Raw genomic sequence first — 23,038 nt, forward strand, 5'->3', positions numbered from 1 at the left:
GTACGCTAGAAATTAATGCCGAAAGGTTAGCTTGATTTTTCGGCTAGAGATGCGCTCCAATAAGGGACGCAGCATCCGATCAGCATTCTGACGAGTTTGCTCTAAGATGCCACCAGTCAAGGCCGCCTGCCGTATCTGATGCTCTGCCTGTCGATAGGCGTCGCTTACAAGTTGCGATTCGTTCAGAAAAGAGAACCGAGTATCGTACACCCGCGATCGGTCGTGGTTAATCTTCCAGCCGCAAAGCTGTGGCTTAGGAAGCTGCACAATGATTGAGTCATCTGCCGCCGTGATGTCAGCTAGCGTTATCTGCGTCAGATCAAGGCACCCGGTGGCTTCGCCTTCTACAATCAATACGGCGTTGGAGTTGGGCAAGATGTCGTTTATCTGCTCATGTTCAACGATATCCTTGAAGGTGTATTTGACTAGTTCTAACCTACCCAACGACGTTACTTCTTTCAGGACAATGCTTTGGGTTGTGTTATCTCCCCGTCGGAAGCGGCTCATCACAGCATTACCGCGAATCTGCTCCCAAATGGCGATTAGCCCTGCCACCAGCACGATAACCACAAAAAGGCGAAGTAGTGTATTTATGAGTGTAGGCATTAGCTAGATCTAATACTAAAACAAAACTCCCAAATCGTCACCAATTTGGGAGTTTCTTGCGTAAAAAAATAGATGCTAGTGGTTACGTCTTGGTTCGTCGGCGGTTTGTTTTTCGAGGTCAAACAGGTCGTTCAACACATCAATGAGCGTTTCGGCTTCGCCCCGCTTACAGGCGGCTTTTAATTGCAGCACTGGTAGTTTAATGATTTTTTGCATAATGCCCCGCGTGATCTTGTCTACTTTCTCAGACTCATCGGGCGTTAAATGCTTTAAGTGCCGGGCAATTTCATCGCGACGGATTTGCTCCAGCGCATTTTTTAGCTTGTTGATAGTCGGCGACACGACCATCTCTTTCGACCAGTCGCCAAACTCGGCTACCGACTGTGTAACGATGGCTTCGACTTGCGGAATAGCCGCCAGGCGCTGGTTCAGCGCTTCGTCGGCACGGTTACGGATATGATCAATGTTGTAAACCAGCACGCCCGGAATCTGCTCGACAGAGGCATCAACGCTACGTGGTACCGACAAGTCAATGAAATATTTGTACGTCAATACCGTAACGCCCTGCAACAGTTCCGGTGTTATTAACGGCTCATCGCGCATGACGGATGAGATAATTACGTTCGCATTCCGAATTTCGTCGGTCAGATTAGCGAAGTCGGCCACTCGAAAACCGTATTGGTTAGCCAGCACCTCGGTTTTGGCCTGGGTGCGGTTGCAGAGTGTGATATTTTTTACATTGCGATCGGCCAGATTCTTACAAACATCGGTTCCAATCTCGCCCAGACCGATTACCAGAACGTTTGGGGATTGATTTTCGCCAACTAGTTCATCAATCAGCTCTACAGCAGCGTAAGAAACTGAAGCGGCTCCATCGCGGAACGCCGTTTCCTGAGCCACCCGCTTATTCGTGAAAAAGATGGTATGCATTAGCCGGTGCAAAAATGGACCGGCCATATCCAGATCAGCAGACCATTGATAGGACTGCTTCACCTGATTCGGAATTTGCATGTCGCCAACAACCTGCGAATGCAAACCGACACATACTTCGAACAAGTGCCGAACGGCTTCGTCGTGTGCGCCAAAAAACTGAAAATAAGGCAAATAATTTTCGGTATCGGTCAGCCCCTTTTCAATGAGTAACAGACGGGCGATTTCGGCGTTTAAGTCTTGTTCGAAGGCGTAGTAGACCTCAGTTCGATTGCAGGTTGAGATAACGAGCAAGTCGGTTAATCCGAAAAAGTCTCGTAGCCGCAACATCAATCGCTTCGCTTCGTCTTCGTTAAGTGCAATTAGTTCACGCACCCGGAGCGGAGCCGTTTTGTGAGATAAACTAATTGATTTGAAAGTATCTAACATCGTTGCAAATCACACTAATCGGCCATTGGCCAATGCAAAATTACGGTACAATTGCCGGACATTATAACAGACTGTGCAAACGGCTTTGTTATTTAGAAGGTGTCCAAATAAGAAGGCTGATTCTTATCACAGTCCTATTTACTAGAAGAACACAAGATGATAGATGGACGTTCTGATTTGCACCATCAATCCCGTTTTTTCGTTTACTATTATTACAAGGAATTAGCGACCTGATAACCCCTGGCTGTTAATTGAGTATATTGCTTGCTGAGCTATACGTTAAAATTTTGCATTAACAGAAGGCCGCACCAGGCGGTAGTTGCAGGCCAGCGATGGCAAACCCCGAAAGTAACAGCACCTTATGCTGAAATCATTTGACATTTACAGTCAGAATAACATTCTGAAAATTATCGTCGCTCTAAATCTGCTTCTGGTCGGTACGGGATCGCTTCTGTACACAGACCGGTTAATCACTAAACTCGAAGACCGTGAGGAGCAGTACGTGCAGTTATACACCAAAGCTATCGCTTATGCTTCTGATACCAGCCATACGAACATGAGTGATATGACTTTTGTGACGAGCGAGATTTTGCAGGCCAATAAGACAATCCCCGCTATCTACGTCGATCCAAACGGGCATATCTCCTACAAACTTAACATCGACCTGCCAGCTGATCTTACTGACGATCAGCAGCAGCAGTTTCTGCGGCAGAAGATTGTTGAAATGAAAAAAAAGCATGATCCTCTGGTCGTTGACATCGGCAATGGCGAACGAGGGCTGGTGTATTACAGCAATTCGAGTTTACTACGTCAGCTAACGTATTTTCCTTACGCGCTGCTGGCCATTCTAACGGCTTTAGGCGTGTTAGCGTATTTGGCCTTTAGCTCATCGCGCCGAGCCGAGCAAAACCGCGTTTGGGTTGGATTGGCTAAAGAAACTGCTCACCAGTTAGGTACACCTATGTCGTCGTTGATGGCGTGGGTCGAGTACATGCGTTCGGACCCGGCACAGTATGACGAATCTATAACCGACGAAATCGAAAAGGATGTACAGCGGTTAGAAACCATTACGGCCCGTTTCTCAAGCATTGGCTCGATACCTACGTTGAAAGAAGAGAATCTGAACGAGGTGGTCCGGCAGTTCACCGATTATTTGTCTAAACGTATTTCAACAAAGGTGAAAATGAGCGTGTCGAGTCAGTTGCCGCCCACGCAAATGGTTAAAATTAACAAGCTTCTGTTTGAATGGGTAATCGAAAACATCTGCAAGAATGCCGTAGATGCTATGAAAGGCACGGGCGAACTACGGCTTAATATGGTGCCGCTGCCGCATCAGGAAGTAGCGATTGACATTACAGACACGGGTAAGGGTATCTCTAAAGCAAACATGCAGAAAGTATTCTCGCCGGGTTTCAGCACCAAAAAGCGAGGGTGGGGCCTGGGACTAACGCTGGCCAAACGCATCGTTGAAGAATACCACAATGGGCGGCTCTACGTTAAAAGCTCGGAAGTTGGCAAAGGTACCACCTTCCGAATTGTACTTAACAGTGAATAAAAAAAGGCTTGTACGTTCTACAAGCCTTTGTGTAATGATGTAGGTTATTTATCTTGGATACGGGAGTGATATTGTATCTGTTTCGATAACGTTACTCACATTTAAGCTTTCGTCCCGAATTCTAATCTGGAACTTAGTCGGATATAACTGAAAGCTGGTGCCATATTGGAAGGTTTGATTAAAATCTAACGTACCTTCAATGGGTCCCCTCGGCTTATCTGGTGTTAAATCAGGGAATGTTAAAAACTTATTGACCTGTTGCGGAAACTCAACGTACTGTCTATTAATTAGTCTGAACGTTTTTATGTCGTAATTCCCCCAGCCGCCATTTTGTGCAAATGCCGTGGAGTCTTGTTTTGAGATGGGCAGTTTAATGCCCAGATTACCGTCTCCATCTTTGAAGCCAATGGTAATCACAACAGAATCTCGTTTGCCTCTTCCTACTCCCTGTTGTGCTGGTAAGGGATAGTGGTAAAGAGTTCGGAAATCAATTTCGGGGGTGTTGGAGTAGTTCGGCTCATTAAAACAGGCCGATAAGCTCAGGGCTACCCCCAAGGTTAGTAGATACGGTTGAATTAGTTGCCGTCGCATGCTGTTGTACTCGTTGTGCAATAATCGCTTTTGTTACTTTGTCTTTTTCATTAACTCTTTCAGCCGAAGTCACTGCCTTTCGCCAGTCACTTCGTCAGCAGATCCTGACTGTTAGCGCTCAGGCACCCAACCGCGATACGTTTGAGTCGCTGGCGTTGGCTGTTTTTCGCTACCAGGCCGTCTATAACCCTGTTTACCGTGACTATCTGCATCACCTGAACGTTGAGGCCGACCAGATTACCGACTTACGCCGGGTGCCGTTCATGCCCATTGGTTTTTTCAAGAAACACAGGGTGTTGACTGGGGTGAGTCCGGGGGTTGCCGAGTCCATGCCTAATGTGCTAACCTTTGCCAGCAGTGGTACTACTGGTGAGCAGACCAGTCGGCACCTGGTACCTGATACTGACCTTTATGATGCTGTTAGTACTCAGACTTTTGAACAGAGGTATGGTCCGCTCCGGAACTTCGACATCCTGGCGCTACTGCCGTCGTATCTTGAACGAAATAACTCGTCGCTGGTGTATATGGTTCAGCGATTTATGATGCAAACTGATTCGCGGCAATCGGGTTTTTTTCTAAATGACTACCGTGAATTAACGAACCGGCTTCGTCAATTGACAAACTCAGCGCGTAAGGTATTACTTATTGGGGTGACATTCGGCCTACTAGACTGGGCTGAGTCGGACCGAGATCTGACGTTCCTGGGGGATCAGGCTAATCTTGTAGTCATGGAAACTGGCGGTATGAAAGGCCGACGGAAGGAGCTATTGCGGGAAGAAGTGCACGAGATATTGATGGAAAGACTAGGCATCAAAGCGGTTCATTCAGAGTATGGTATGACCGAGTTGCTCTCGCAGGCTTACTCCGCAGGCCAGGGGGTGTTTGCGCCAAGTTCGACCTTACGAGTACTTCTGCGTGACATCAACGACCCTTTTTTGCTATATCCGGACCATTACATTCGGACCGGTGAGCGACGTACGGGAGGCATCAACGTTGTTGACTTGGCAAACCTGGATTCCTGCTCATTTATTGAAACGCAGGACCTGGGGCAGTACGTCGACGTTGATGGTACGTTCCGTGTCATTGGCCGCTTCGACAACTCTGATGTGCGTGGTTGCAATTTGATGATTGTCTGATTGGAACCGGGATGTCTGAACTAGGATTTAGAGGATTTGAAAGACTTACAAGATTTTGTTTCTGGCAGCAATCTTTAAACAGAATCTTGTCAATCCTTGTGATCCTCTAAATCCCGGTTCAGACAATTATGCATACAATTTCACGTCATCAAGTGAGATCTCGTCGCCACACATAATCACGAGTCGTTCGATGACGTTGCGAAGCTCGCGAACGTTACCGGTCCAGGGCAATGATTGTAGATAAGCCAGCGCATCAGGCGTAAGCTCTTTAACCGGCGAACCATATTCCGTGGCAATATCCTGCAAAAACTTGTCAGACAACAGGGCGATATCGGCCCGCCGTTCGGCCAGCGGTGGAACATGAATCATGATTACGCTCAGACGATGGAACAAGTCCTCCCGGAAATTACCATTGATAATTTCCTGCCGCAGGTCTTTGTTGGTAGCCGCAATCACACGCACATTGACCTTGATCTCTTTGTCGCCACCAACGCGCGTAATTTTATTTTCCTGCAACGCCCGCAGCACCTTGGCCTGTGCTGACAAACTCATGTCGCCAATCTCATCAAGGAATAGCGTACCGCCATCGGCCTGCTCAAACTTGCCTACGCGCCGGGCAGCGGCTCCGGTGAAGGCTCCCTTTTCGTGGCCAAACAACTCGCTTTCGATCAGTTCGCTCGGGATAGCTGCGCAGTTCACTTCCACGAGTGACATACTAGCGCGACTTCCTTTTTCATGAATCTGTTTAGCAACCATCTCTTTACCAGAGCCGTTAGGGCCGGTGATCAGGACACGGGCTTCGGTAGCCGCTACTCGGTTGATGGTATCTTTAACTTTCCTGATCGGCTCCGACTCACCGACGATCTCATTGAGTTTGTAGATTCGCTTCTTGAGCGTCTTGGTTTCCTGGACCAGTTTGGCGCGCTCAATTGCATTTCGAACCGTGATGAGCAGGCGATTCAGATCGGGTGGTTTAGTGATAAAATCAAAGGCACCGCGTTTAGTAGCTTCTACGGCGTTTTCGACGTTGCCGTACGCTGAAATCATCACAAACTGCGTGCTCCTGCTGGCTTCGCTGGCTTTCTGAAGTAATTCTAATCCATTGAGTTTAGGCATCCGAATGTCGCAAAGGGCTACATCGTAGCCGGTTCGCATGATCATCTCGAGCCCTTCTTCTCCGTCTTTTGCTTCGTCCACATCGTAGCCTTCATACTCTAAGATATCGCGTAGAGCCGCCCGAATCGGTTTTTCGTCGTCCACGATAATCAACTTGGCCATAAGTAGGGGTAAATTGAACTATGGGGTTAGTATATGCCCGAAAATAGCTGTTTTATATCAGCATCCGCAAGTATGTGTACCAAATTTGCCTGAATCGGTTAAAATTTATGAATAAAGTGACCGTGTTATCTTGGTAGTGACAGACTTACCACCTCGGCTACATTTGTACGAGCATCAACCGGACGAACCCGAAATGAGTATGTGTAGGGCTTTGTAGCGGGTAATTGATAGTCGGTATGGACGCGTGGTGTCCAACTGTCGTCCCCACCTAGGCCCATCTGAGCCATGTCTACATTGACTACCGTTACGTTCCCACGTTCGATTTCTTGTGTATCAGGTTGTTTAGACTTCAGCAATGCTGCATCGGTATAGTCTCGGGCGTTGATGTTAAGCCATGAGCCTGTATTTACGTCACTCGTAATCAACAATCCAAAGCCGGTGGCATCTGTTAGCTCTGCCCAGCGAACATCAGTTTTATTCCCATTTTCCTGTGCCATTGTGTAAGGAAAAAACTGATCGGCCACTTTGGCTTCATAGAGCCCAACTTTAGCCGCGTCTTTCCGATCGGCGTAGCTTTCAAACGGACCCCGGCCATACCATTTAAAATTTGTTACGTTAGCCGGTAGCTGAAATTGCATACCCACGCGGGCCAACGGGGGAAGTGCGCCCGAGGGCGTGTAGGTTGTAGTTACCAGAATGTCGCCGGTGCCATAAACCGTGTAGCTGGTTTGTTGTAGCAGACTACCTCCGTTTCCTACTATTTCATTGGTGCAGCTCACTCGCACCCTCTGCGGATGAATATCGACCTGACTATCGACCGGCCTTGCTTTGGCCGTATCTAATCCGGCCTTCCGCCAGCGTGCGGCAAACGAATTGTTGCCACCTCCTGCGTCGTTGTCGGTCGGAACACGCCAAAAGCTTGGCTGTAGACCCTGCAACAGTATATTCTTACCTTTATATACCCACTGATTGACGGTGCCAGTTGCTTTATCGAACACAACCGTAAAGTCCTTGCCACGAATTGTATAGCCATTGCTCGATCGGGTAGCTTTCACGGCTGGAATGCGATTCATGCCCACCACGGGCAGCGTTGGAGCATTGGCTTTAATGAGAAATTGCCCTGAAGCCACCTCGTGGCCGGTCGGTGCCCAGGCGGTGGCCTGCTTTAAACGTACGCTTACCGTAAGAAAATACTCGCTGTAGGGCTCAATCACCTCCGGAAATTTTACGGGCAAGGTCAATACTTGCGTTTGTCCGGGCCTAGCCACCAAATTATTCTCGCCACCTTGCTGCACGACTTCTCCATTGCGAAGCAGCGTCCACTCCAGCCTGAACGGCTCAAGGGTTTGAAAATCGTACGTATTACGAACGTTAATTTTAACCGGCGCGCCAACCGAAAGTGCTGTTGGCGCTGTCAGTTTAACGTACTGATACACCAATTTTACTTCGTTGATTTCGGGTTGGGGCGTTCGGTCGGGGTTCACAAGCCCGTCGCCCGCGTTCGCTCCGTCAATGTAATTGATATGATCGGTGAACTCTTTACCCGCTTTGTTCCGTACTCGCAATCCCTGATCGACCCAGTCCCAGATGAATCCGCCCTGCATTCGAGGGTATCTATCAATAGCCGCCCAATAGTCTTTCAGATTACCGACGCTGTTACCCATGGCATGGGCATATTCGCAGACGATGACTGGCCGTGAAGGATCTTTTTCCATCAGTTTAATCATGTCGTCTACAGATGGGTACATGGTCGAAATAATGTCAAAGCTGGTTAATGAAGTGCCGTTATAAGGTCGGCGGCCTTCGTAATGAATGGGCCGTGTTGGGTCGATGAGTCGTATGATATCGGCCATATCTTTAAAGTTTTGGCCCATGTCGGTCTCGTTGCCGAGCGACCAAATCACTATCGACGGATGATTTTTATCGCGCTCTACCATCGCTCTCCCGCGTGCTACGAATGCATCGCGCCACTCGGGTTTAGCAGCTGGCGTTTGCCCCTTAGACCACAGATCGTGGCTTTCAATGTTTGCTTCGTCAATGACATACAAACCATATTCATCGCAGAGGTCATACCAGTCGGTTACATTTGGGTAGTGAGACGTTCGAACGGCGTTGATGTTGTACTGTTTCATCAACTTAATGTCTTGAATCATTGACTCGCGACTAATGACTCGGCCTGTATTAGGGTCGAACTCGTGGCGGTTAACGCCTTTATACGTAACGGGTTTGCCGTTAACGAGCAGTTGACCATCTTGCAACGTCATTTCCCGGAAGCCGATCCGCTGGCTAACGACCTCGCTTACCTGGCCGTCTGAACCAATAAGTTGGGTAGTCAACGTATAGAGCGATGGCGACTCAGCACTCCACAACGCGGGCGCTGCTATAGCCTTGTTCAATCGCAGAATGGTTTCCTGGCCGGGTTCAACAGAACCTTCTGCATTGACTATCTCCGAAAAAATAACGGCCTTTTTCGGATCGTAGAGCGTAACCTTAAGCTGATACGGAGTTTGCGCGGCTGACGACGTCAGGTTACGGACGTTGGCTGTTAGTTTGAACGTAGCATCCCGGTACTGGTCGTCTAAGTCGGTTACAACATATAGGTCGCGGAGGTACGTTTCAGGTTTGGCATACAGAAATACGTCGCGAAAAATGCCCGAAATACGCCAGAAGTCCTGGTCTTCTAAATAACTTCCATCCGACCAGTTGATTACCTCTACGGCCAGCAAATTTTCTGCCGACTGGCCTCTTTTTAGTTTATCGGTGATCCGAAATTCGGCGGGTGTCATTCCATCTTCGTGGTAACCAATGAACGCTCCGTTCAGAAATACTCGGCAAGTAGACTGAACCCCAGCAAAGTGCAGAAAGATTTCTCGATCCTGAAAATTGGGCGGTATGGTAAAACGCATTCGGTAAAGACCCACGGCGTTCGTATCTGACGTGATACGCGGAGGAGTGACCGGAAATGGGTGTTTAATATTCGTAAAAATGGGTCGATCATAAGGCCTTCCTTCCCGCGCCCCGATCACCTGCCAGTTGGAGGGAACAGGCAAATCGTCCCAGTTTCCATCGTTTGTATTTGGTTGGTAGAAGTCGTTCGGTACTTGGTTTGGGTGTTTAATCCAGCGAAATTTCCAGGTACCATTGAGCAGTTTAAGATAGGGAGAAGTACGCCAGTCGGAAGCAGCAAGCGCCTGCTGCTCTGAAGCAAACGGTACCAACGTAGCGTGCGGTTTTTCGGTATTACGACTTATGATTTGCGGGTCTTCCCAATCTGGAAGCGATTGCGCATTAACTACCCACGTCAAATGACCCATTAAGAATACGGATAGAAGCAAGCGGGTGTGCATGTAAGAAGGGTTTATTTCGTTATTGAATTAGAAAATGGATGACCGATTCTATAAAAAATGGACATCTTAACCGCAAGGTCGTTTGCCAATGCCGCCAAATTTCGCATAAATTTAACCGCCTTACTACCCTGCCATGTTTGCTCGTAGTTTCTTTCTTTTTTTGCTTTTGGTTAGTGTCACCTTTACTACTTCGGCCCAGTCGCGCCGACGTGCTCAGTTAACTGCCCCTCAAACAAATGACCCTGTTCCGGTCGTAACGGCCCCGCAGGCGCGGTTGCTAGAGAGTATGCGAATGAGCAGCTCATTATTGAATCAGGCCTTAAAATACTCAATCTACCTGCCATCAGATTACTACGTATCTAACCGGCGCTATCCGGTTGTTTATCTGCTGCACGGATATGGAGACAATGAAACTAGTTGGGTGCAGTTCGGTGAAGCCGACCGCATTGTTGACGAAAAAGTTAAAACGGGCGAGTTGCCACCCATGATTATTGTCATGCCAAACGCAGGGGCCAGTTTTTATATCAATGATTACCAGAACAAGGTACGGTACGAAGATATGTTCGTGCAGGAGTTGGTGCCTTACATTGACTCAACGTATCGGACGCGCACGCAGCGCGAGTACCGGGCCGTCTCGGGTCTGTCAATGGGTGGCTTTGGTGCACTAACCTTGGCGATGCATCATCCAAATTTATTTGGCTCATGTGCAGCCATAAGCGCAGGTATTCGTACCGATGAGGCTTTTGCCAGCATACCAGACGAGCGATATAATACGGTTTTTGCCCCCGTATTCAGTGGACCCGCAAAAGGAGAAGATCGATTAACCCTTACCTGGAAACGAAACAGCCCAATCACATTGGCGAAGTCAGCACCAGAAGGCGACCTGTCAAAAGTGCGGTGGTGGATCGATTGTGGCGACGACGATGCTTTGACAGTTGGTAATGCTGCTTTGCATTTAGCGTTGCTTGAGCGTAAAATTCCTCATGAATACCGGGTTCGCGACGGTGGGCACACCTGGACATACTGGCGTACAGGATTGCCCGAGGCTTTGAAGTTTATTAGCGAAAGCTTTCGTCGGTAGTATCTGAGAACTTAGCATGAACTGTCTATCGTTTTAGTATAGGAACGACGGCTTCGGTTTGATCCCATACCAAGGTCATGTTCGTTCCATTAGAGCGCGGAATAAAATTGATGGTGAATTGCTCGGCTACCGGGCTGTGCTTACGCGACACAATTGGTACCCGCAGGACATCTTTAGTTTGGTCATAATTTGTACCCCATTGGCCTGTCTCACCGTTAAAGATGGCTGTCCAGCCTTGTTGTGACGGAATTGTCCAGAAAGAATATAGACCTTTTGCTAATGGTTGACCCGCGACTGTTACGTTCTGACCTAATTCGATAAGGGTTGCTTCGTTAGCTCCAGTACGCCATACTTTTCCATACGGTACCAACTCACCGAAGATTTTACGCCCTTTCTTGTAGGGTTGGCAATAATCTACTTTAACATGTAATCCATCATGCTCAATCTGGGCGATGGCCTCGGGACTATTTGATTTTGTTAAGCTACGCAGTACGAAAAAGGCAAGAAGCAGAACGGCGGCAATAATGCCGAGGATTATAAAGACGCGTTTCATGGTAGTTGGGTAGAAGTGAATTGACGGATTCTAAGTTAGCAAGAATTGGTAACTTGCTCGTTTCACTGAGCCAGCACAGGATCGCTTTATCTACTTTGTAAAAGAAAATGAGGTGATACAGCTAAACTGCATCACCCCAAGGAGGGGTCGAGGACCTCTCCCCAACCTTTATAAGATACTAAAATCAGCGCTAAGTACTAAATATTTGCTAAAAGCCTACGCGGCTTCCTTCTTGAGCTTATCGCGTAGTTGAAATAGTTCGTCGCGCAGGCGGGCAGCTTCCAGGAAGTCAAGCTCTTTTGCTGCGCGCTCCATTTTAGCCTGGGTTTCATTAATGACTTTTTCCAAGTCGCTTTTGCCCATGTATTGCACAACTGGATCGGCCGCAATGCGGATTTCTTCCGGCTCAATGTAAAACTGCTTCACTTTGGAGTCCGCCACTTTTGTCTGCCCCATGATGGATTCACGAGACTTCAACACCGTCTGCGGCACGATACCATGATCGGTATTGTACTCCATCTGAATAGCCCGGCGACGGTTGGTTTCGTCAATGGCTTTCTGCATAGATCCTGTGATGGTATCTGCGTACATAATCACCTTGCCATTAGCATTCCGGGCGGCCCGGCCAATGGTTTGGATCAATGACCGAATGTCACGCAGGAAGCCTTCTTTGTCGGCGTCCATGATCGCAACCAGCGATACTTCAGGCAAGTCAAGACCTTCGCGGAGTAGGTTTACACCTACCAACACGTCGAAATTACCAAGTCGTAAATCCCGCAGAATTTCGACTCGATCCAAGGTTTTTACTTCCGAATGGATATAGCGCGTTTTAATGCCCACCCGGTCTAGATACTTGGTAAGTTCTTCGGCCATGCGCTTGGTCAATGTGGTTACGAGCACCCGTTCGCCCGCTTTGATGCGAGCGTCAATCGACTCAAGCAAGTCGTCGATCTGGTTTAAACTCGGCCGTACTTCTATCTCAGGGTCAAGCAGACCCGTTGGGCGAATCAGCTGCTCTACAACTACGCCTTCACTCTTCCGAAGCTCATAGTCCGACGGTGTAGCTGATACATAAATAGCTTGGCCAGACAGATCTTCGAACTCCTGAAACGTTAGTGGTCGGTTATCCATAGCCGACGGAAGCCGGAAGCCATAATCGACAAGGGCTGTTTTACGAGAGCGGTCTCCACCCCACATGGCCCGAATTTGCGGAATCGTTACGTGACTTTCGTCGACTACTAGCAGATAGTCGTCTGGGAAATAGTCGAGTAAGCAGAATGGTCGTTGTCCCGGTTGGCGTCGGTCGAAGTAGCGGGAGTAGTTCTCTATACCGGAGCAGTACCCTAACTCGCGCATCATCTCCAGGTCAAACTCCGTCCGTTCTTTTATTCGCGTGGCTTCCTGCTCCCGAAACTCCGACTCAAAGTAACGAACTTGAGCCACCATGTCGTCCTGGATTTCGTACATGGCACTGTTTAGCGTATCACGGCCGGTTACGAAGAGGTTCGCCGGAAAAATAGTTACGATGCTTTCGTTTGAGAGCTTTTTACCCGTCGACGGATCAATGCGCTGAATTGTCTCAATTTCATCGCCAAAGAAAATAACTCGGTAGGCGAAGTCTGCGTAGGCCACATAGAGATCTACGGTATCACCCTTAACTCTGAAATTGCCCCGCTGGAATTCTCCTTCGGTACGACTGTATAAGATGCTGACGAGCTGATGCAGGAACTGGTTGCGGCTCATCTGCTCACCGACCCCAATTCGAACAACATTGCGTTTGAACTCCTCCGGGTTACCCATACCGTAGATGCACGAAACCGACGCTACCACAATCACATCACGCCGACCGCTCATCAGGGCTGAAGTTGCCGCTAGCCGCAGTTTATCAATCTCCTCGTTGATCGCTAAGTCTTTTTCGATGTAGGTGTTCGTGGTGGCGATGTAGGCTTCCGGCTGGTAATAATCGTAGTAGCTGATAAAGTACTCGACAGCATTCTCCGGGAAAAATTGCTTGAATTCGCCGTAAAGTTGAGCTGCCAAGGTCTTGTTGTGGCTCAAGACAAGTGTGGGGCGATTGAGCTGCGCAATTACGTTGGCCACGGTAAACGTTTTACCACTTCCCGTTACGCCTAAAAGTACCTGTGCTGGTTCGCCTTCTTTTATCGATCCTACCAACTTCTCGATCGCTGCTGGCTGATCGCCGGTAGGTTGAAATTCTGAGGTTAATTTAAAGTCCATTAGCGTCGCCTGTGCGGCTCGGTTGAATCAGGCTAATTTACGAAAAAAGTAGACGGATTGCAAGGCGGCTTTGTTTATGATTACTACGCTCAGCCGACTTAATCAATCTCTCGTTTGAGCATAACAAGCAAACTCTTTGTTGCTCCTTGCGAACGGTTTAAATCTACAGTGGATATTACTTCCCAGCCCTTAGCGCCTAACTGATTGAGCTTGTTAGTCAATTCCTGCGCATTAATCTGATTACTCCACAACCCTTGTGTAGGTACGTCTAAAGTCATGTATTCGAACCTTTTCATAGTAACTATCACCATTTGCCGTCCCAATAATCGTTCGATTTCATACGCCGACGTTTTATCTCGGAAAATACTTCCACTCCCTCCGGCTTGAAGTCAGATTCAGTGGAAGCAATCGTTTCAAAACAATCCAGAACCCGGTCAAACTTCCAGAGTACCCATGCGCCATCACTATTTATGTACGGAGTTTCATATTTGTTGATGTACGGCTGAATCTTTTGCCGAGCATCTTCTGGCGACGTAGCCTTTACCAACACATGCTGTTCATCTACTTCTTGCAACCCCTTTGTGTAACCTTCAACTTGAATAATAAACTGCACTTTTAAACAAAAGTAGTTGATAGGCCGACTAGATTCTCGCTTGATACCGGGCGTTACTTCACGAACTGTAACGCGATCAACTGATTCATTGTCTGCCATCTGATTTACCAAAGGCAAGCTTGTTTTAAAGGTAATAGCATAATGCTGGTGGGAAACATCATACTGTTTAATATTGAACTGCTGAGCGAAGAGTTCTATTGCTTTTTTACGCTGATGACTCGCATGACTCCGTCGTTGCTTAGGATCGTCGATTGATCGTAGGGCTTCGATATCAGTTTTAATATGGACGGTAAGGACTACCGATACATCAGCTGGTTGTGTTGCCGTGGGCAATAACCAGTCATCCAGATTAAGAACAGAAGCCATACGGAAATACTCTTACAAAAAAGCCCCTACGTTTTCGCAGGGGCTGTAATATACAAAGTTTATTTCTCGGACGTGGCCGTCCAAGCTACTTATCCAACACTACCCTCCAGGCTAATCGCCAACAGCTTCTGGGCTTCAACGGCGAATTCCATCGGCAGCTGGTTCAGTACTTCTTTGGCGTGGCCGTTGATGCATTGGCACAATTTAAGATGTTCTTAAATGAGCCCGTAAAGTCCACAAATCATCAGTATTTAATACACGTGTGTAACCTTTTTCTTGTAAACCACTGAACAGAAGTTTGTCCCCTGTCCAGAGAAGGGCACCAAGTTGATCATTAAGCGCTACAAAGTCCGTGTCGTTAACGTCGATATCCTTTACAATTTCTTGAGCTGCTATCCAGACGGATTCATCAATAAGATTTTCGTTGATAAAGGTAATTTGCCCTAAAACCAGTGATACCGTAGTATCAATTTGTGCTTCGGTCATCTTCTTCGCTACTTTGAGCATTTTAGGTTTATGCCTTTTAAGCTCAATCTGCAGATAATCGCACGTGTAGAATGTAAATAATTCACCCGAGTTGAAAAGCAGGTCTCCAATCTTACTATTCGTATTCAGTATTGCGCTGAAAGCAACATTAGTATCAACAACAATCTTCATTTGTTGAAGCGGGTTTGGCTATGTGCCCAACGCTCTTTTTTGACTTCTGCTACTAGCTTATCAACGTCCTCCTGGGTAGCCGAACTTTCAATTGTTGATTCTTTATAAGCTAAATAATTAAGTAATCGCTGTAGCTCTTCTACATCAAGCAACGGAGACAAGCGAACAATTACTTCGTTAGCAGTGCGTTCGATGGTCATAATCAGTAAGAATAAAGTTCATCACAAACAAAGAGGGCAGACATTAACCAGGAATAATCTTGGTTGATACCTGCCCTCCTAATATATAAAAGATATATAACTTAACCTACTGATCCTTCCAGGCTAATCGCCAACAGCTTCTGGGCTTCAACGGCGAATTCCATCGGTAGCTGGTTCAGCACTTCTTTGGCGTAGCCATTGATAATTAAAGCAACGGCCTGTTCGGTAGGAATACCACGCTGATTGCAATAGAACAACTGATCTTCACCAATCTTCGATGTGGTGGCTTCATGCTCAACCGTTGCCGAAGGGTTATTTACCTCTAAATAGGGGAAAGTGTGCGCTCCGCATTTATCGCCAAGTAGCAATGAGTCACATTGCGAATAGTTGCGGGCGTTTTCGGCACGCTTCATTACCTGCACCAGGCCACGGTATGAGTTCTGGCTCTTACCTGCTGAGATACCTTTTGATACAATCCGGCTCTTGGTGTTCTTGCCGATGTGAACCATTTTAGTACCCGTATCGGCCTGCTGCATGTTGTTCGTAACAGCCACTGAATAGAACTCACCAATCGAGTTGTCACCTTTCAGAATTACCGAAGGATATTTCCAGGTAATGGCTGAACCAGTTTCAACCTGGGTCCATGAAATCTTGGCGTTTGGACCGTCGCAGATGCCGCGCTTGGTCACGAAGTTGTAAATACCGCCTTTACCGTCTTTATCACCTGGGTACCAGTTCTGAACGGTCGAGTATTTGATCTCGGCGTCGGCATGGGCAATCAGCTCAACTACAGCCGCGTGAAGCTGGTTCTCATCACGCATCGGGGCTGTACAGCCTTCGAGATAGCTTACGTACGAACCTTCGTCAGCGATAATCAGCGTTCGCTCAAACTGCCCCGTACCAGCCGCGTTAATACGGAAATACGTTGACAGCTCCATTGGACAACGAACGCCTTTCGGAATGTAACAAAACGAACCGTCGGTAAACACGGCTGCATTCAACGCTGCAAAGTAGTTGTCCTTCGCTGGAACGACCGAACCCATATACTTCTTCACCAGCTCGGGGTGCTCGTGCACCGCTTCTGATATTGAGCAGAAGATAATACCGCGCTCGGCAAGGTCTTTCTTAAATGTTGTGGCTACCGAAACAGAGTCCATAACAGCATCGACAGCAACCCGTGGACGTTCTCCTTCAGGTTCATCGACAACACCGGCTAGCCGCTTCTGTTCGCTCAACGAAATACCCAGCCGGTTGAATGTATCTAACAGCTCGGGGTCAATTTCATCAAGGCTGCCAACAGTTTTCTTCTGCTTGGGTGCCGAGTAATATTTAATGGCCTGATAGTCAATTTTAGGGTACTTGACGTTTGGCCAGTGTGGTTCGGTCATTTCCTGCCATAAACGAAACGCCTTCAAGCGGCCTTCCAGCAGCCAGTCGGGTTCATTTTTCTTGGCAGAGATGAAACGAATGGTGTCTTCATCAAGACCTATGGGGGCCTCGTCGGCCTCAATCAGCGTCTCGAATCCGTATTTATACTCGGAATTTGTAATACTTTCTAAAATTTCAACGTCCTTGCTCATGGTCGGTTGGTCGCTTGGTTAATTGAACCGTTGCGTTATAATTTTAACAATCGGCCGGTATGGTACGTTCCGGGCAGGTTGGACAAATATCGGAAACTTTCCGTTATTTTGAGTTATACGGTTGTTAAGCCCACATGAGCGCAGGTTTATCCGGCTTGTGTAATGCGGGTGGAAATCCTCAATTTATAGCCAGAAGTCGCGCGGGTCCACCCGCACTACAAAAAACAAGACCATCACTCATCGTAATGGCCTTGTTTTTCGCGGGAAGCTTAACTCCTATTTCGCAGTTACCTTCACACTGCTGTAATAAAGGGTTGTCAGGCCTTCGTAACCCGAATCTGTACCGACAATTAACCAAAGTTCACCCTTATCATTCGTACGGGCTGTTAATGGATCATCAGTATTACTGCGGGTGATAAGTTTGTAATCCGTTACGTCTTCTCCTGCTCCAATATTACCTAGAAGCACCGCATCGCGTCCGCCTTCTGATTGACTTCCTTTATCAATATTGATTTCGTAGAAATCGTCTTTTAACTGTTTCTTAGGCTCAACAGCCGAAGCTCCAGCTTTTAGAAAAACGCTGCTGCCGGGCGAACCACCAATACCAACAGAATTATCGGCGTAAGCGGAAGGTAATTCGACGTCAAAAACCAGTTTATAATCGGTATTTGGCTGCAAACCGGTCAGCTTCTTTTTCATGAACATGAACACATCATCACTGCGGTTCATACTCGATACCATCAATGATTTTCGACGGGCGTCTAAGGGTTGGGGTAAATTTGTCCAGTCAGACTTAAACTGGATGTCGCTGATCTGCGTGTGGTAATCTACATAGTCGGCTTCCCAACCGTCATTGCCTTATTGGAAATTACTTTGATAAGGAATGCCCGGCTGAGTGGGCGCTACAGTGGTACTCTCGTTCGTGCAGGCGGAGAACGTCAATAAACTACTTGTTACAGCAGAAACTAAAAATAACGTTGACTTCGTTTTACTTGGTTTTGTTTCCCATACTGACTCACGTGTGGGAGATTCAGTTGGAACATCCGGCGATAAAATTATCAGCGTCGGCGATTAATGTCTTCAAGTCCACGTAGTGCCAGATAAAAGGCGATAACGTAGATCAACTGGTTTCCGGCTCCGCCCCAGTCTTCTTTAAGGGTAGTACCGAAAAGCAACGAGGCAATGATGATTCCGCCCAGACCGTATCCCCACTTGCTGAACTGACCACCTAACAGGATCAGCAAACCGCTGGCAAACTCGGCAAATGGCAGGGCATACAGAAACGCTCTGGTTAGTTGTTCCGGTAGAATGGTAGCGCTAAAGCCTGCTGCGGTTTTTGTCACGAAGGCGTTCAACTTCGGGATGCGTACTAAACCGTGCATCAGCATATTAATGCCCAGGCCAAGCCGTATAACCAGTTGGGCCAATTGATTAGCGCTCATTGGTCGGTTTCGTTATCCATTTCTATGTCCCCATCTTCTACGTCCTTCTCCGTTAACAGGTCATCGTTGCTGCCATTGGTACCGGTATCCGATTCGTTAACTTCCTCTTTAATTGGCTCAGGACCTTGATTCGTAACAGGATTCATGTATTCAATTTGTGAAACACCTTCGTTTGATTCTTCGCCCTGCACCAGTTTAGTGATCACGCCTTGATTTTCGTCTTCAGCTGGGTTGTAGTCCTGATTGTTTGTCGAGTTCATAGTAGGGTTGGTTTACACGCTGCCAGACCGGGTGACGTGACCACCCAGGGCGTAATTATCGTCCTGATGGTGATCGTGTTCACCGGTAGGGTCACCGTCTTCGTCAACGGGTTCGTCAAATAAGCCGTTGTCTTCCGTTTCGTCGCTGGTGTCATCATCGTCTTCGATAGAAGCTCCGCTTTGATTCCGGAAATTGTCGGGGTCGATGCGGCCGATACGCGAACCAATCACTTCGGTATCTTCGGCCAAATGGTGTTGAACTAACGTTGCCATAAGCGTTGAGTGTCTGATATAACACGTAACTCGGTAGAATAGCGAAAGGTTACTCTTATTCAGTCAACCAATTAGCTCACTACTGTTTTTGTTAACGCATGAAACTGCTACGTCTGTTTTTAATTTTAGTACTTCCCATTTCACTTTACGCTCAGTTAACTCGTGAGCCTTTGTTTACGTCATTTGACGGCACTAAAATCCATTATGATGTACTGGGTGAAGGCAAGCCGGTGGTATTATTGCATGGCTTTATCACGAACGGCGAAAGCTGGAAGCGGGCCATTGTTCGACAGGCGCTGGTTGATGCTGGATTTAAAGTTGTGACGCTCGATTTACGGGGAAATGGCCAGTCGGATAAGCCGCACACGGCCGAAGCTTATCAGAACAACGCGGAGTTAAAAGACGTCATGGCGTTGATGAAGCATCTGGGTCTGACCAATTATGACGTAGTGGGCTACTCCCGTGGAGCTATTTTAACGGCTAAGTTATTGACGCTTGATAAGCAGGTGCGTAGGGCTGTGATGGGTGGTATCAGTGTTGATTTCTCAGATCCAAACTGGTATCGGCGGAAGAATTTTCACGAAGCGCTTACCAAACCTGGCAGCCATCCTGAACTACAATCGGCGATTGATTACGCGAAAAAGAGTGGAGCTGACACTGTCGTATTAGCCCGTTTGCAGGAATTTCAACCCGTTACCACCCGGGCCGAGTTGGCTAAAATTAAAGTACCGGTACTCGTTGTCAATGGCGATCAGGATAAGGACAATGGCGACCCTCAAACGTTAGTTGATGCTGTGCCCGGTTCTCGTTTGGTCATTGTACCGGGTGATCACGGTGGCGCTATGCGGACACCCGAATTTGCTAAGGCTGTGGTATCGTTTCTTACAAAATGATGTTTGTTAACTTATATATGAAACTATTTTGGTTGTCCAGTTTGCTTGCCCTAATTCCTTTAATAAACTGGGCTCAAACACCTTCTCTGACTTTTCGTAATCCTAAAGATAGTTCTGTGAATTACTACATGACTATTCAACCAGTTGGCCAACCGAAAGGATTATTGCTCCTCCTGCATGGCTTTGGCGAGTCGCCCGAGTATGTTTATGCGGAGACCGAACTGCCCAAGGAGGCAGTACGCCAAGGTTTGCTGACAGTGCTGGTTACCTTACAGCAGGGCTGGCAGTCTTTCTACGTCGATGATGCTTCCCAACAGACGCTTGCTGACATTATCAAAGAAGTACAGTCTAAACATAGATTGGCCGATAAAAAATTGTATCTGGGTGGTTTTTCGCTCGGGGGGAGCGGAGTCGTTCGTTATGCTGAGCTAGCCATGGCAGGTAATTCTTTGCCTAAGCCTACTGCCATCTTTGCCATTGATCCTCCCCTGGATTTTGCCCGACTTTATCAAAGCTCGCTACACCAGCGAAAGCACGGAAAAGTGGAAGTGGCTGTCAAAGAAGCTCAATTCCTCATGGACAGAATGGACAAAGAATTTGGTGGCCCGCCCACGGCTCAGCCCGCTAAATACGTATCGCTGTCACCCTACAGCTATACTGATACAACTGCTCGCCATGCGAACCTGCTAAAAAACACACCCATACGATTGATCAGCGAACCTGATATACTGTGGCAGATGAATGAGCGGAACCGGGATCTTTATGAACAGAATACAATCGATTGCGTGAGCCTTATCAATTATCTGCGCTTAATTGGAAACACAAAGGCTACTTATGTACCGACTGTTAACCAAGGATATCGCAAACAGCAAGGAAATCGGAATCCTCATTCGTGGTCTATTGCAGAACCGAAAGCTACTGTGGCATGGCTGCTTACAAACTAGGTGGATTTAGCTAAGACTACATTATAAGGTCAAAGATTCAGTAAACGATTCGTACTGGACGGATTGCCAGAAACTTTTACCCGTCTGAGAAGGAGGGCGGCTTTTCCATTCAGGCAAGCGGTAACGCCTATTCTTTCAAAAGAAAAAAGCTACTGATACTATTCGCCACAAGGGCTATGGCAGGATAAAGAATGAATTGAGAAAAACCATAGTTACTTACGTCCTTAGAAGCGAGGTTTGTTGAATGAGCAATTAACCAATATAATCCTACCCATATCAATGCGGTTATTGATGTGCATACAAGCCAGTTCAGCAAAAGCTCAGGCCTTCCAGGTTTAATGATCAATGGGATAAAGAAGGCATTAATGAGTTGTCCGGCATAGTAAGCCAATACTCCACGTACAATCCCATCTGGCTGAGTATACGTCATGAAAGGCCCCCACTTGATCCAGATATAGAAAGTAACAGGTAAGGTAACGAACCAGATACCTGGTTGCCCAATGGCGGGATGTATTTTGAAAATCAGGTATTGGGCGACGGTGATGAAGATTGGAAAGAGAAAAATGCCGCCTATTCCGGTCATCGAGCTGAATAGATGCGCCAGTACCGGTAAGGCGATCCAACGGAAGTTTAAACTGTTATGCCAGTCGTAAGAATCGAAAGTGTTGTTCATAACTATACATAGCTGACTTCAGTACGGAAAAATCAACAGGAGAACCAAAGCGGTGAAGCACACACTCAGCCACGGATTCAGACCAAGCCGATAGGTACGTATAAAATGCTGGCCAAGTGTCAGCGCATAAGCGATTGGAATGAGTGCCGTATAGCCAGCTACTATCCCGATGGCGCTAATCGCGCCACCTAGCAACAAACTCATCCCCAAGTGACCGGTATAATCCAGCATACGCTGGAGGAAGCTATCCGTGTGCTGACGAAGTAGATAAAGGCAGGCAATCGTTAATTGGACTACAACCAAAGCCAGCACTGCTGGTGGCCAGATGGGTAAACTGACGGTGGCGAAAAGCCCACTAATTATGCCGAAAACAACCAGAATAAAGGCAATCCGATAACCAGCATGAAAATCGGGCTGAAGGTCTAGCAGGTTCCAGCGGCCTGGTGCGGATGTGATAATGATTCGTCGGTTGTAAGAAATGAACGCATACAACTTCTTAAAAAGGGCTCGTAGCGGTTTCAGGGATAATAACTTACCCACTGATTTGTTCCAGTTACTAAAGGCATAAGTCCAGGTGTCAACACCATATATTGTCTCGCCCCCATCCAGGTCGACTAGAGGAATCTCATGCCGAGCTCGTTGGGTATCTAAACGATTTATCGTTTCCTGGGTAAGTTGAGCGTTACTAATTCGGATCAAATCTCCACTGCTGTTAACAGCCACCATACCTTTAGTGTAAAGCCTGCACATTGGACAGCTCTCGTCATAAATAATTAGCTTTCTCATGAATTTGTATGTTTTAAATTTTCAGAAATAATTGAAAAATAGTGTTAAAAAAATATTACCGAAACACTTTTAAGAACTGTCCCATCAGCCAATTTTCTTCAGCTTTGATAACTGCATTAAGGGTGTTGTCGGCAAAGCCAACGACACTACTCAGGCCAGTCATCACCCGTTGAAACTCCTGAGCCTCGGGCGTATCCGTCGGGATTGCTTTTAGCTCGTTCAACACATCCACAACGGGGGTGATTTCCCGTCGGCGACGTTCTTTGGCAACCTGACGAGCTACTTTCCAAATGTCTTTTTCGGCCACGAAAAACTCCCGGCGCTCACCTGGTTTAAGCTGTTTGTAGATGAGTCCCCAATCCATCAGATCGCGAAGGTTCATGCTGGCGTTACCCCGCGAAATCTGTAATTGCTCCATCACATCCTCGGTCGACATGGCTTCGGGTGAAATCAGGAGCAACGCATGAAGTTGCGCCATAGAGCGATTGATACCCCACTGCGTAGCCAGCGTGCCCCACGTATGAATGAATTTATCTTTAGCCTCTTCAAATGTCATGCTCAAATGTACTTCATTGTTTTTATAATTTCAAAAATATTTGAAAGATAG

Annotated in this window: 25 protein-coding genes; 6 read left to right on the plus strand and 19 right to left on the minus strand. The window is 47.3% G+C overall.

Translation table 11 applies throughout. The annotated features are described in order from the left end of the window. Positions 1 to 12 precede the first annotated feature (12 nt). Positions 13 to 606, minus strand: coding sequence for a DUF4230 domain-containing protein (locus tag ACFSUS_RS13775; protein WP_381523461.1), 594 nt, complete (start codon positions 604 to 606; stop codon positions 13 to 15). A 75-nt stretch (positions 607 to 681) separates the two neighbouring features. Next, on the minus strand, positions 682 to 1,965 hold the full coding sequence (gene hemA / locus ACFSUS_RS13780; protein ID WP_381523463.1) for a glutamyl-tRNA reductase: 1,284 nt from the start codon (positions 1,963 to 1,965) through the stop codon (positions 682 to 684). Positions 1,966 to 2,326: 361 nt separating this feature from the next. On the opposite strand from hemA, the gene ACFSUS_RS13785 reads away from it, so the two are divergent. Beyond that, on the plus strand, positions 2,327 to 3,520 hold the full coding sequence (locus tag ACFSUS_RS13785; RefSeq protein WP_381523465.1) for a sensor histidine kinase: 1,194 nt from the start codon (positions 2,327 to 2,329) through the stop codon (positions 3,518 to 3,520). Positions 3,521 to 3,568: 48 nt separating this feature from the next. Here ACFSUS_RS13785 and ACFSUS_RS13790 read toward each other — a convergent pair whose 3' ends face one another. Beyond that, a complete protein-coding gene (locus ACFSUS_RS13790; RefSeq protein ID WP_381523467.1) occupies positions 3,569 to 4,111 on the minus strand; it encodes a hypothetical protein in 543 nt (180 codons plus the stop codon). 38 nt (positions 4,112 to 4,149) lie between these two features. Here ACFSUS_RS13790 and ACFSUS_RS13795 point away from each other — a divergent pair, with 38 nt between their 5' ends. Further along, entirely contained in the window at positions 4,150 to 5,247 is a 1,098-nt protein-coding gene (locus ACFSUS_RS13795) for a LuxE/PaaK family acyltransferase (RefSeq protein WP_381523469.1), read from the plus strand. A 126-nt stretch (positions 5,248 to 5,373) separates the two neighbouring features. Here the strand turns inward: ACFSUS_RS13795 and ACFSUS_RS13800 are convergent, their stop codons facing one another. Continuing rightward, complete coding sequence (locus ACFSUS_RS13800) at positions 5,374 to 6,525, minus strand: sigma-54-dependent transcriptional regulator (protein ID WP_381523471.1); 1,152 nt, start codon at positions 6,523 to 6,525, stop codon at positions 5,374 to 5,376. 125 nt (positions 6,526 to 6,650) lie between these two features. Continuing rightward, positions 6,651 to 9,872, minus strand: coding sequence for a glycoside hydrolase family 2 TIM barrel-domain containing protein (locus tag ACFSUS_RS13805; RefSeq protein ID WP_381523473.1), 3,222 nt, complete (start codon positions 9,870 to 9,872; stop codon positions 6,651 to 6,653). A 133-nt stretch (positions 9,873 to 10,005) separates the two neighbouring features. Between ACFSUS_RS13805 and ACFSUS_RS13810 the strand changes: the two genes are divergently transcribed. Continuing rightward, positions 10,006 to 10,953, plus strand: a complete 948-nt coding sequence (locus ACFSUS_RS13810) for an alpha/beta hydrolase (RefSeq protein WP_381523475.1) — start codon at positions 10,006 to 10,008, stop codon at positions 10,951 to 10,953. 25 nt (positions 10,954 to 10,978) lie between these two features. On the opposite strand, the gene ACFSUS_RS13815 is transcribed toward ACFSUS_RS13810, so the two are convergent. The 8 genes from ACFSUS_RS13815 to ACFSUS_RS13850 form a co-directional block, all read right to left on the minus strand. Then, positions 10,979 to 11,506 (minus strand): DUF2911 domain-containing protein, encoded by a 528-nt coding sequence (locus tag ACFSUS_RS13815; protein WP_381523476.1) that lies wholly within the window; start codon positions 11,504 to 11,506, stop codon positions 10,979 to 10,981. A gap of 216 nt (positions 11,507 to 11,722) precedes the next feature. Further along, on the minus strand, positions 11,723 to 13,744 hold the full coding sequence (uvrB, locus tag ACFSUS_RS13820) for an excinuclease ABC subunit UvrB (protein WP_381523478.1): 2,022 nt from the start codon (positions 13,742 to 13,744) through the stop codon (positions 11,723 to 11,725). 98 nt (positions 13,745 to 13,842) lie between these two features. Further along, positions 13,843 to 14,040: a DUF4177 domain-containing protein gene (locus tag ACFSUS_RS13825; protein ID WP_381523480.1), complete on the minus strand. Its 198-nt coding sequence runs from the start codon at positions 14,038 to 14,040 to the stop codon at positions 13,843 to 13,845. An 8-nt stretch (positions 14,041 to 14,048) separates the two neighbouring features. Next, on the minus strand, positions 14,049 to 14,723 hold the full coding sequence (locus tag ACFSUS_RS13830; protein WP_381523481.1) for a DUF4288 domain-containing protein: 675 nt from the start codon (positions 14,721 to 14,723) through the stop codon (positions 14,049 to 14,051). A 204-nt stretch (positions 14,724 to 14,927) separates the two neighbouring features. Continuing rightward, positions 14,928 to 15,380, minus strand: coding sequence for a PIN domain-containing protein (locus ACFSUS_RS13835; protein ID WP_381523482.1), 453 nt, complete (start codon positions 15,378 to 15,380; stop codon positions 14,928 to 14,930). Next, positions 15,377 to 15,580 carry a hypothetical protein gene (locus ACFSUS_RS13840; protein ID WP_381523484.1) on the minus strand — a complete coding sequence of 68 codons (204 nt, stop codon included), beginning with the start codon at positions 15,578 to 15,580 and terminating at the stop codon, positions 15,377 to 15,379. Before ACFSUS_RS13840 ends, ACFSUS_RS13835 begins: the two co-directional genes overlap by 4 nt. A 101-nt stretch (positions 15,581 to 15,681) precedes the next feature. Then, positions 15,682 to 17,160: a Fe-S cluster assembly protein SufB gene (gene sufB, locus ACFSUS_RS13845; protein WP_381523485.1), complete on the minus strand. Its 1,479-nt coding sequence runs from the start codon at positions 17,158 to 17,160 to the stop codon at positions 15,682 to 15,684. A gap of 276 nt (positions 17,161 to 17,436) precedes the next feature. Continuing rightward, positions 17,437 to 17,859 carry a hypothetical protein gene (locus ACFSUS_RS13850; RefSeq protein WP_381523487.1) on the minus strand — a complete coding sequence of 141 codons (423 nt, stop codon included), beginning with the start codon at positions 17,857 to 17,859 and terminating at the stop codon, positions 17,437 to 17,439. A gap of 4 nt (positions 17,860 to 17,863) precedes the next feature. Between ACFSUS_RS13850 and ACFSUS_RS13855 the strand changes: the two genes are divergently transcribed. Then, entirely contained in the window at positions 17,864 to 17,986 is a 123-nt protein-coding gene (locus tag ACFSUS_RS13855; RefSeq protein ID WP_381523489.1) for a hypothetical protein, read from the plus strand. A 232-nt stretch (positions 17,987 to 18,218) separates the two neighbouring features. On the opposite strand, the gene ACFSUS_RS13860 is transcribed toward ACFSUS_RS13855, so the two are convergent. From ACFSUS_RS13860 to ACFSUS_RS13870, 3 genes are read right to left on the minus strand one after another with little or no spacing between them, the layout of a single operon-like run. Then, entirely contained in the window at positions 18,219 to 18,602 is a 384-nt protein-coding gene (locus ACFSUS_RS13860) for a DoxX family protein (protein ID WP_381523491.1), read from the minus strand. Beyond that, the gene (locus tag ACFSUS_RS13865; RefSeq protein ID WP_381523493.1) at positions 18,599 to 18,862 is read right to left on the minus strand and encodes a hypothetical protein; all 264 of its coding nucleotides are present in this window, start codon (positions 18,860 to 18,862) and stop codon (positions 18,599 to 18,601) included. Before ACFSUS_RS13865 ends, ACFSUS_RS13860 begins: the two co-directional genes overlap by 4 nt. A 12-nt stretch (positions 18,863 to 18,874) precedes the next feature. Next, a complete protein-coding gene (locus ACFSUS_RS13870) occupies positions 18,875 to 19,135 on the minus strand; it encodes a hypothetical protein (RefSeq protein WP_381523495.1) in 261 nt (86 codons plus the stop codon). A 98-nt stretch (positions 19,136 to 19,233) separates the two neighbouring features. On the opposite strand from ACFSUS_RS13870, the gene ACFSUS_RS13875 reads away from it, so the two are divergent. Next, the gene (locus tag ACFSUS_RS13875; protein ID WP_381523497.1) at positions 19,234 to 20,028 is read left to right on the plus strand and encodes an alpha/beta fold hydrolase; all 795 of its coding nucleotides are present in this window, start codon (positions 19,234 to 19,236) and stop codon (positions 20,026 to 20,028) included. 128 nt (positions 20,029 to 20,156) lie between these two features. Next, complete coding sequence (locus tag ACFSUS_RS13880) at positions 20,157 to 20,972, plus strand: hypothetical protein (RefSeq protein ID WP_381523498.1); 816 nt, start codon at positions 20,157 to 20,159, stop codon at positions 20,970 to 20,972. 127 nt (positions 20,973 to 21,099) lie between these two features. On the opposite strand, the gene ACFSUS_RS13885 is transcribed toward ACFSUS_RS13880, so the two are convergent. Genes ACFSUS_RS13885 through ACFSUS_RS13895 form a run of 3 tightly spaced genes read right to left on the minus strand, consistent with a single transcriptional unit; the run spans position 21,100 to position 22,987 of the window. Next, positions 21,100 to 21,645 (minus strand): hypothetical protein, encoded by a 546-nt coding sequence (locus tag ACFSUS_RS13885; protein ID WP_381523500.1) that lies wholly within the window; start codon positions 21,643 to 21,645, stop codon positions 21,100 to 21,102. 18 nt (positions 21,646 to 21,663) lie between these two features. After that, complete coding sequence (locus ACFSUS_RS13890) at positions 21,664 to 22,431, minus strand: thiol-disulfide oxidoreductase DCC family protein (protein WP_381523502.1); 768 nt, start codon at positions 22,429 to 22,431, stop codon at positions 21,664 to 21,666. 55 nt (positions 22,432 to 22,486) lie between these two features. Continuing rightward, on the minus strand, positions 22,487 to 22,987 hold the full coding sequence (locus tag ACFSUS_RS13895; protein ID WP_381523504.1) for a GbsR/MarR family transcriptional regulator: 501 nt from the start codon (positions 22,985 to 22,987) through the stop codon (positions 22,487 to 22,489). Between the last annotated feature and the right edge of the window lie 51 nt (positions 22,988 to 23,038).

The sequence above is a fragment of the Spirosoma soli genome, from assembly GCF_042684525.1.
Classification (GTDB): domain Bacteria; phylum Bacteroidota; class Bacteroidia; order Cytophagales; family Spirosomataceae; genus Spirosoma; species Spirosoma soli.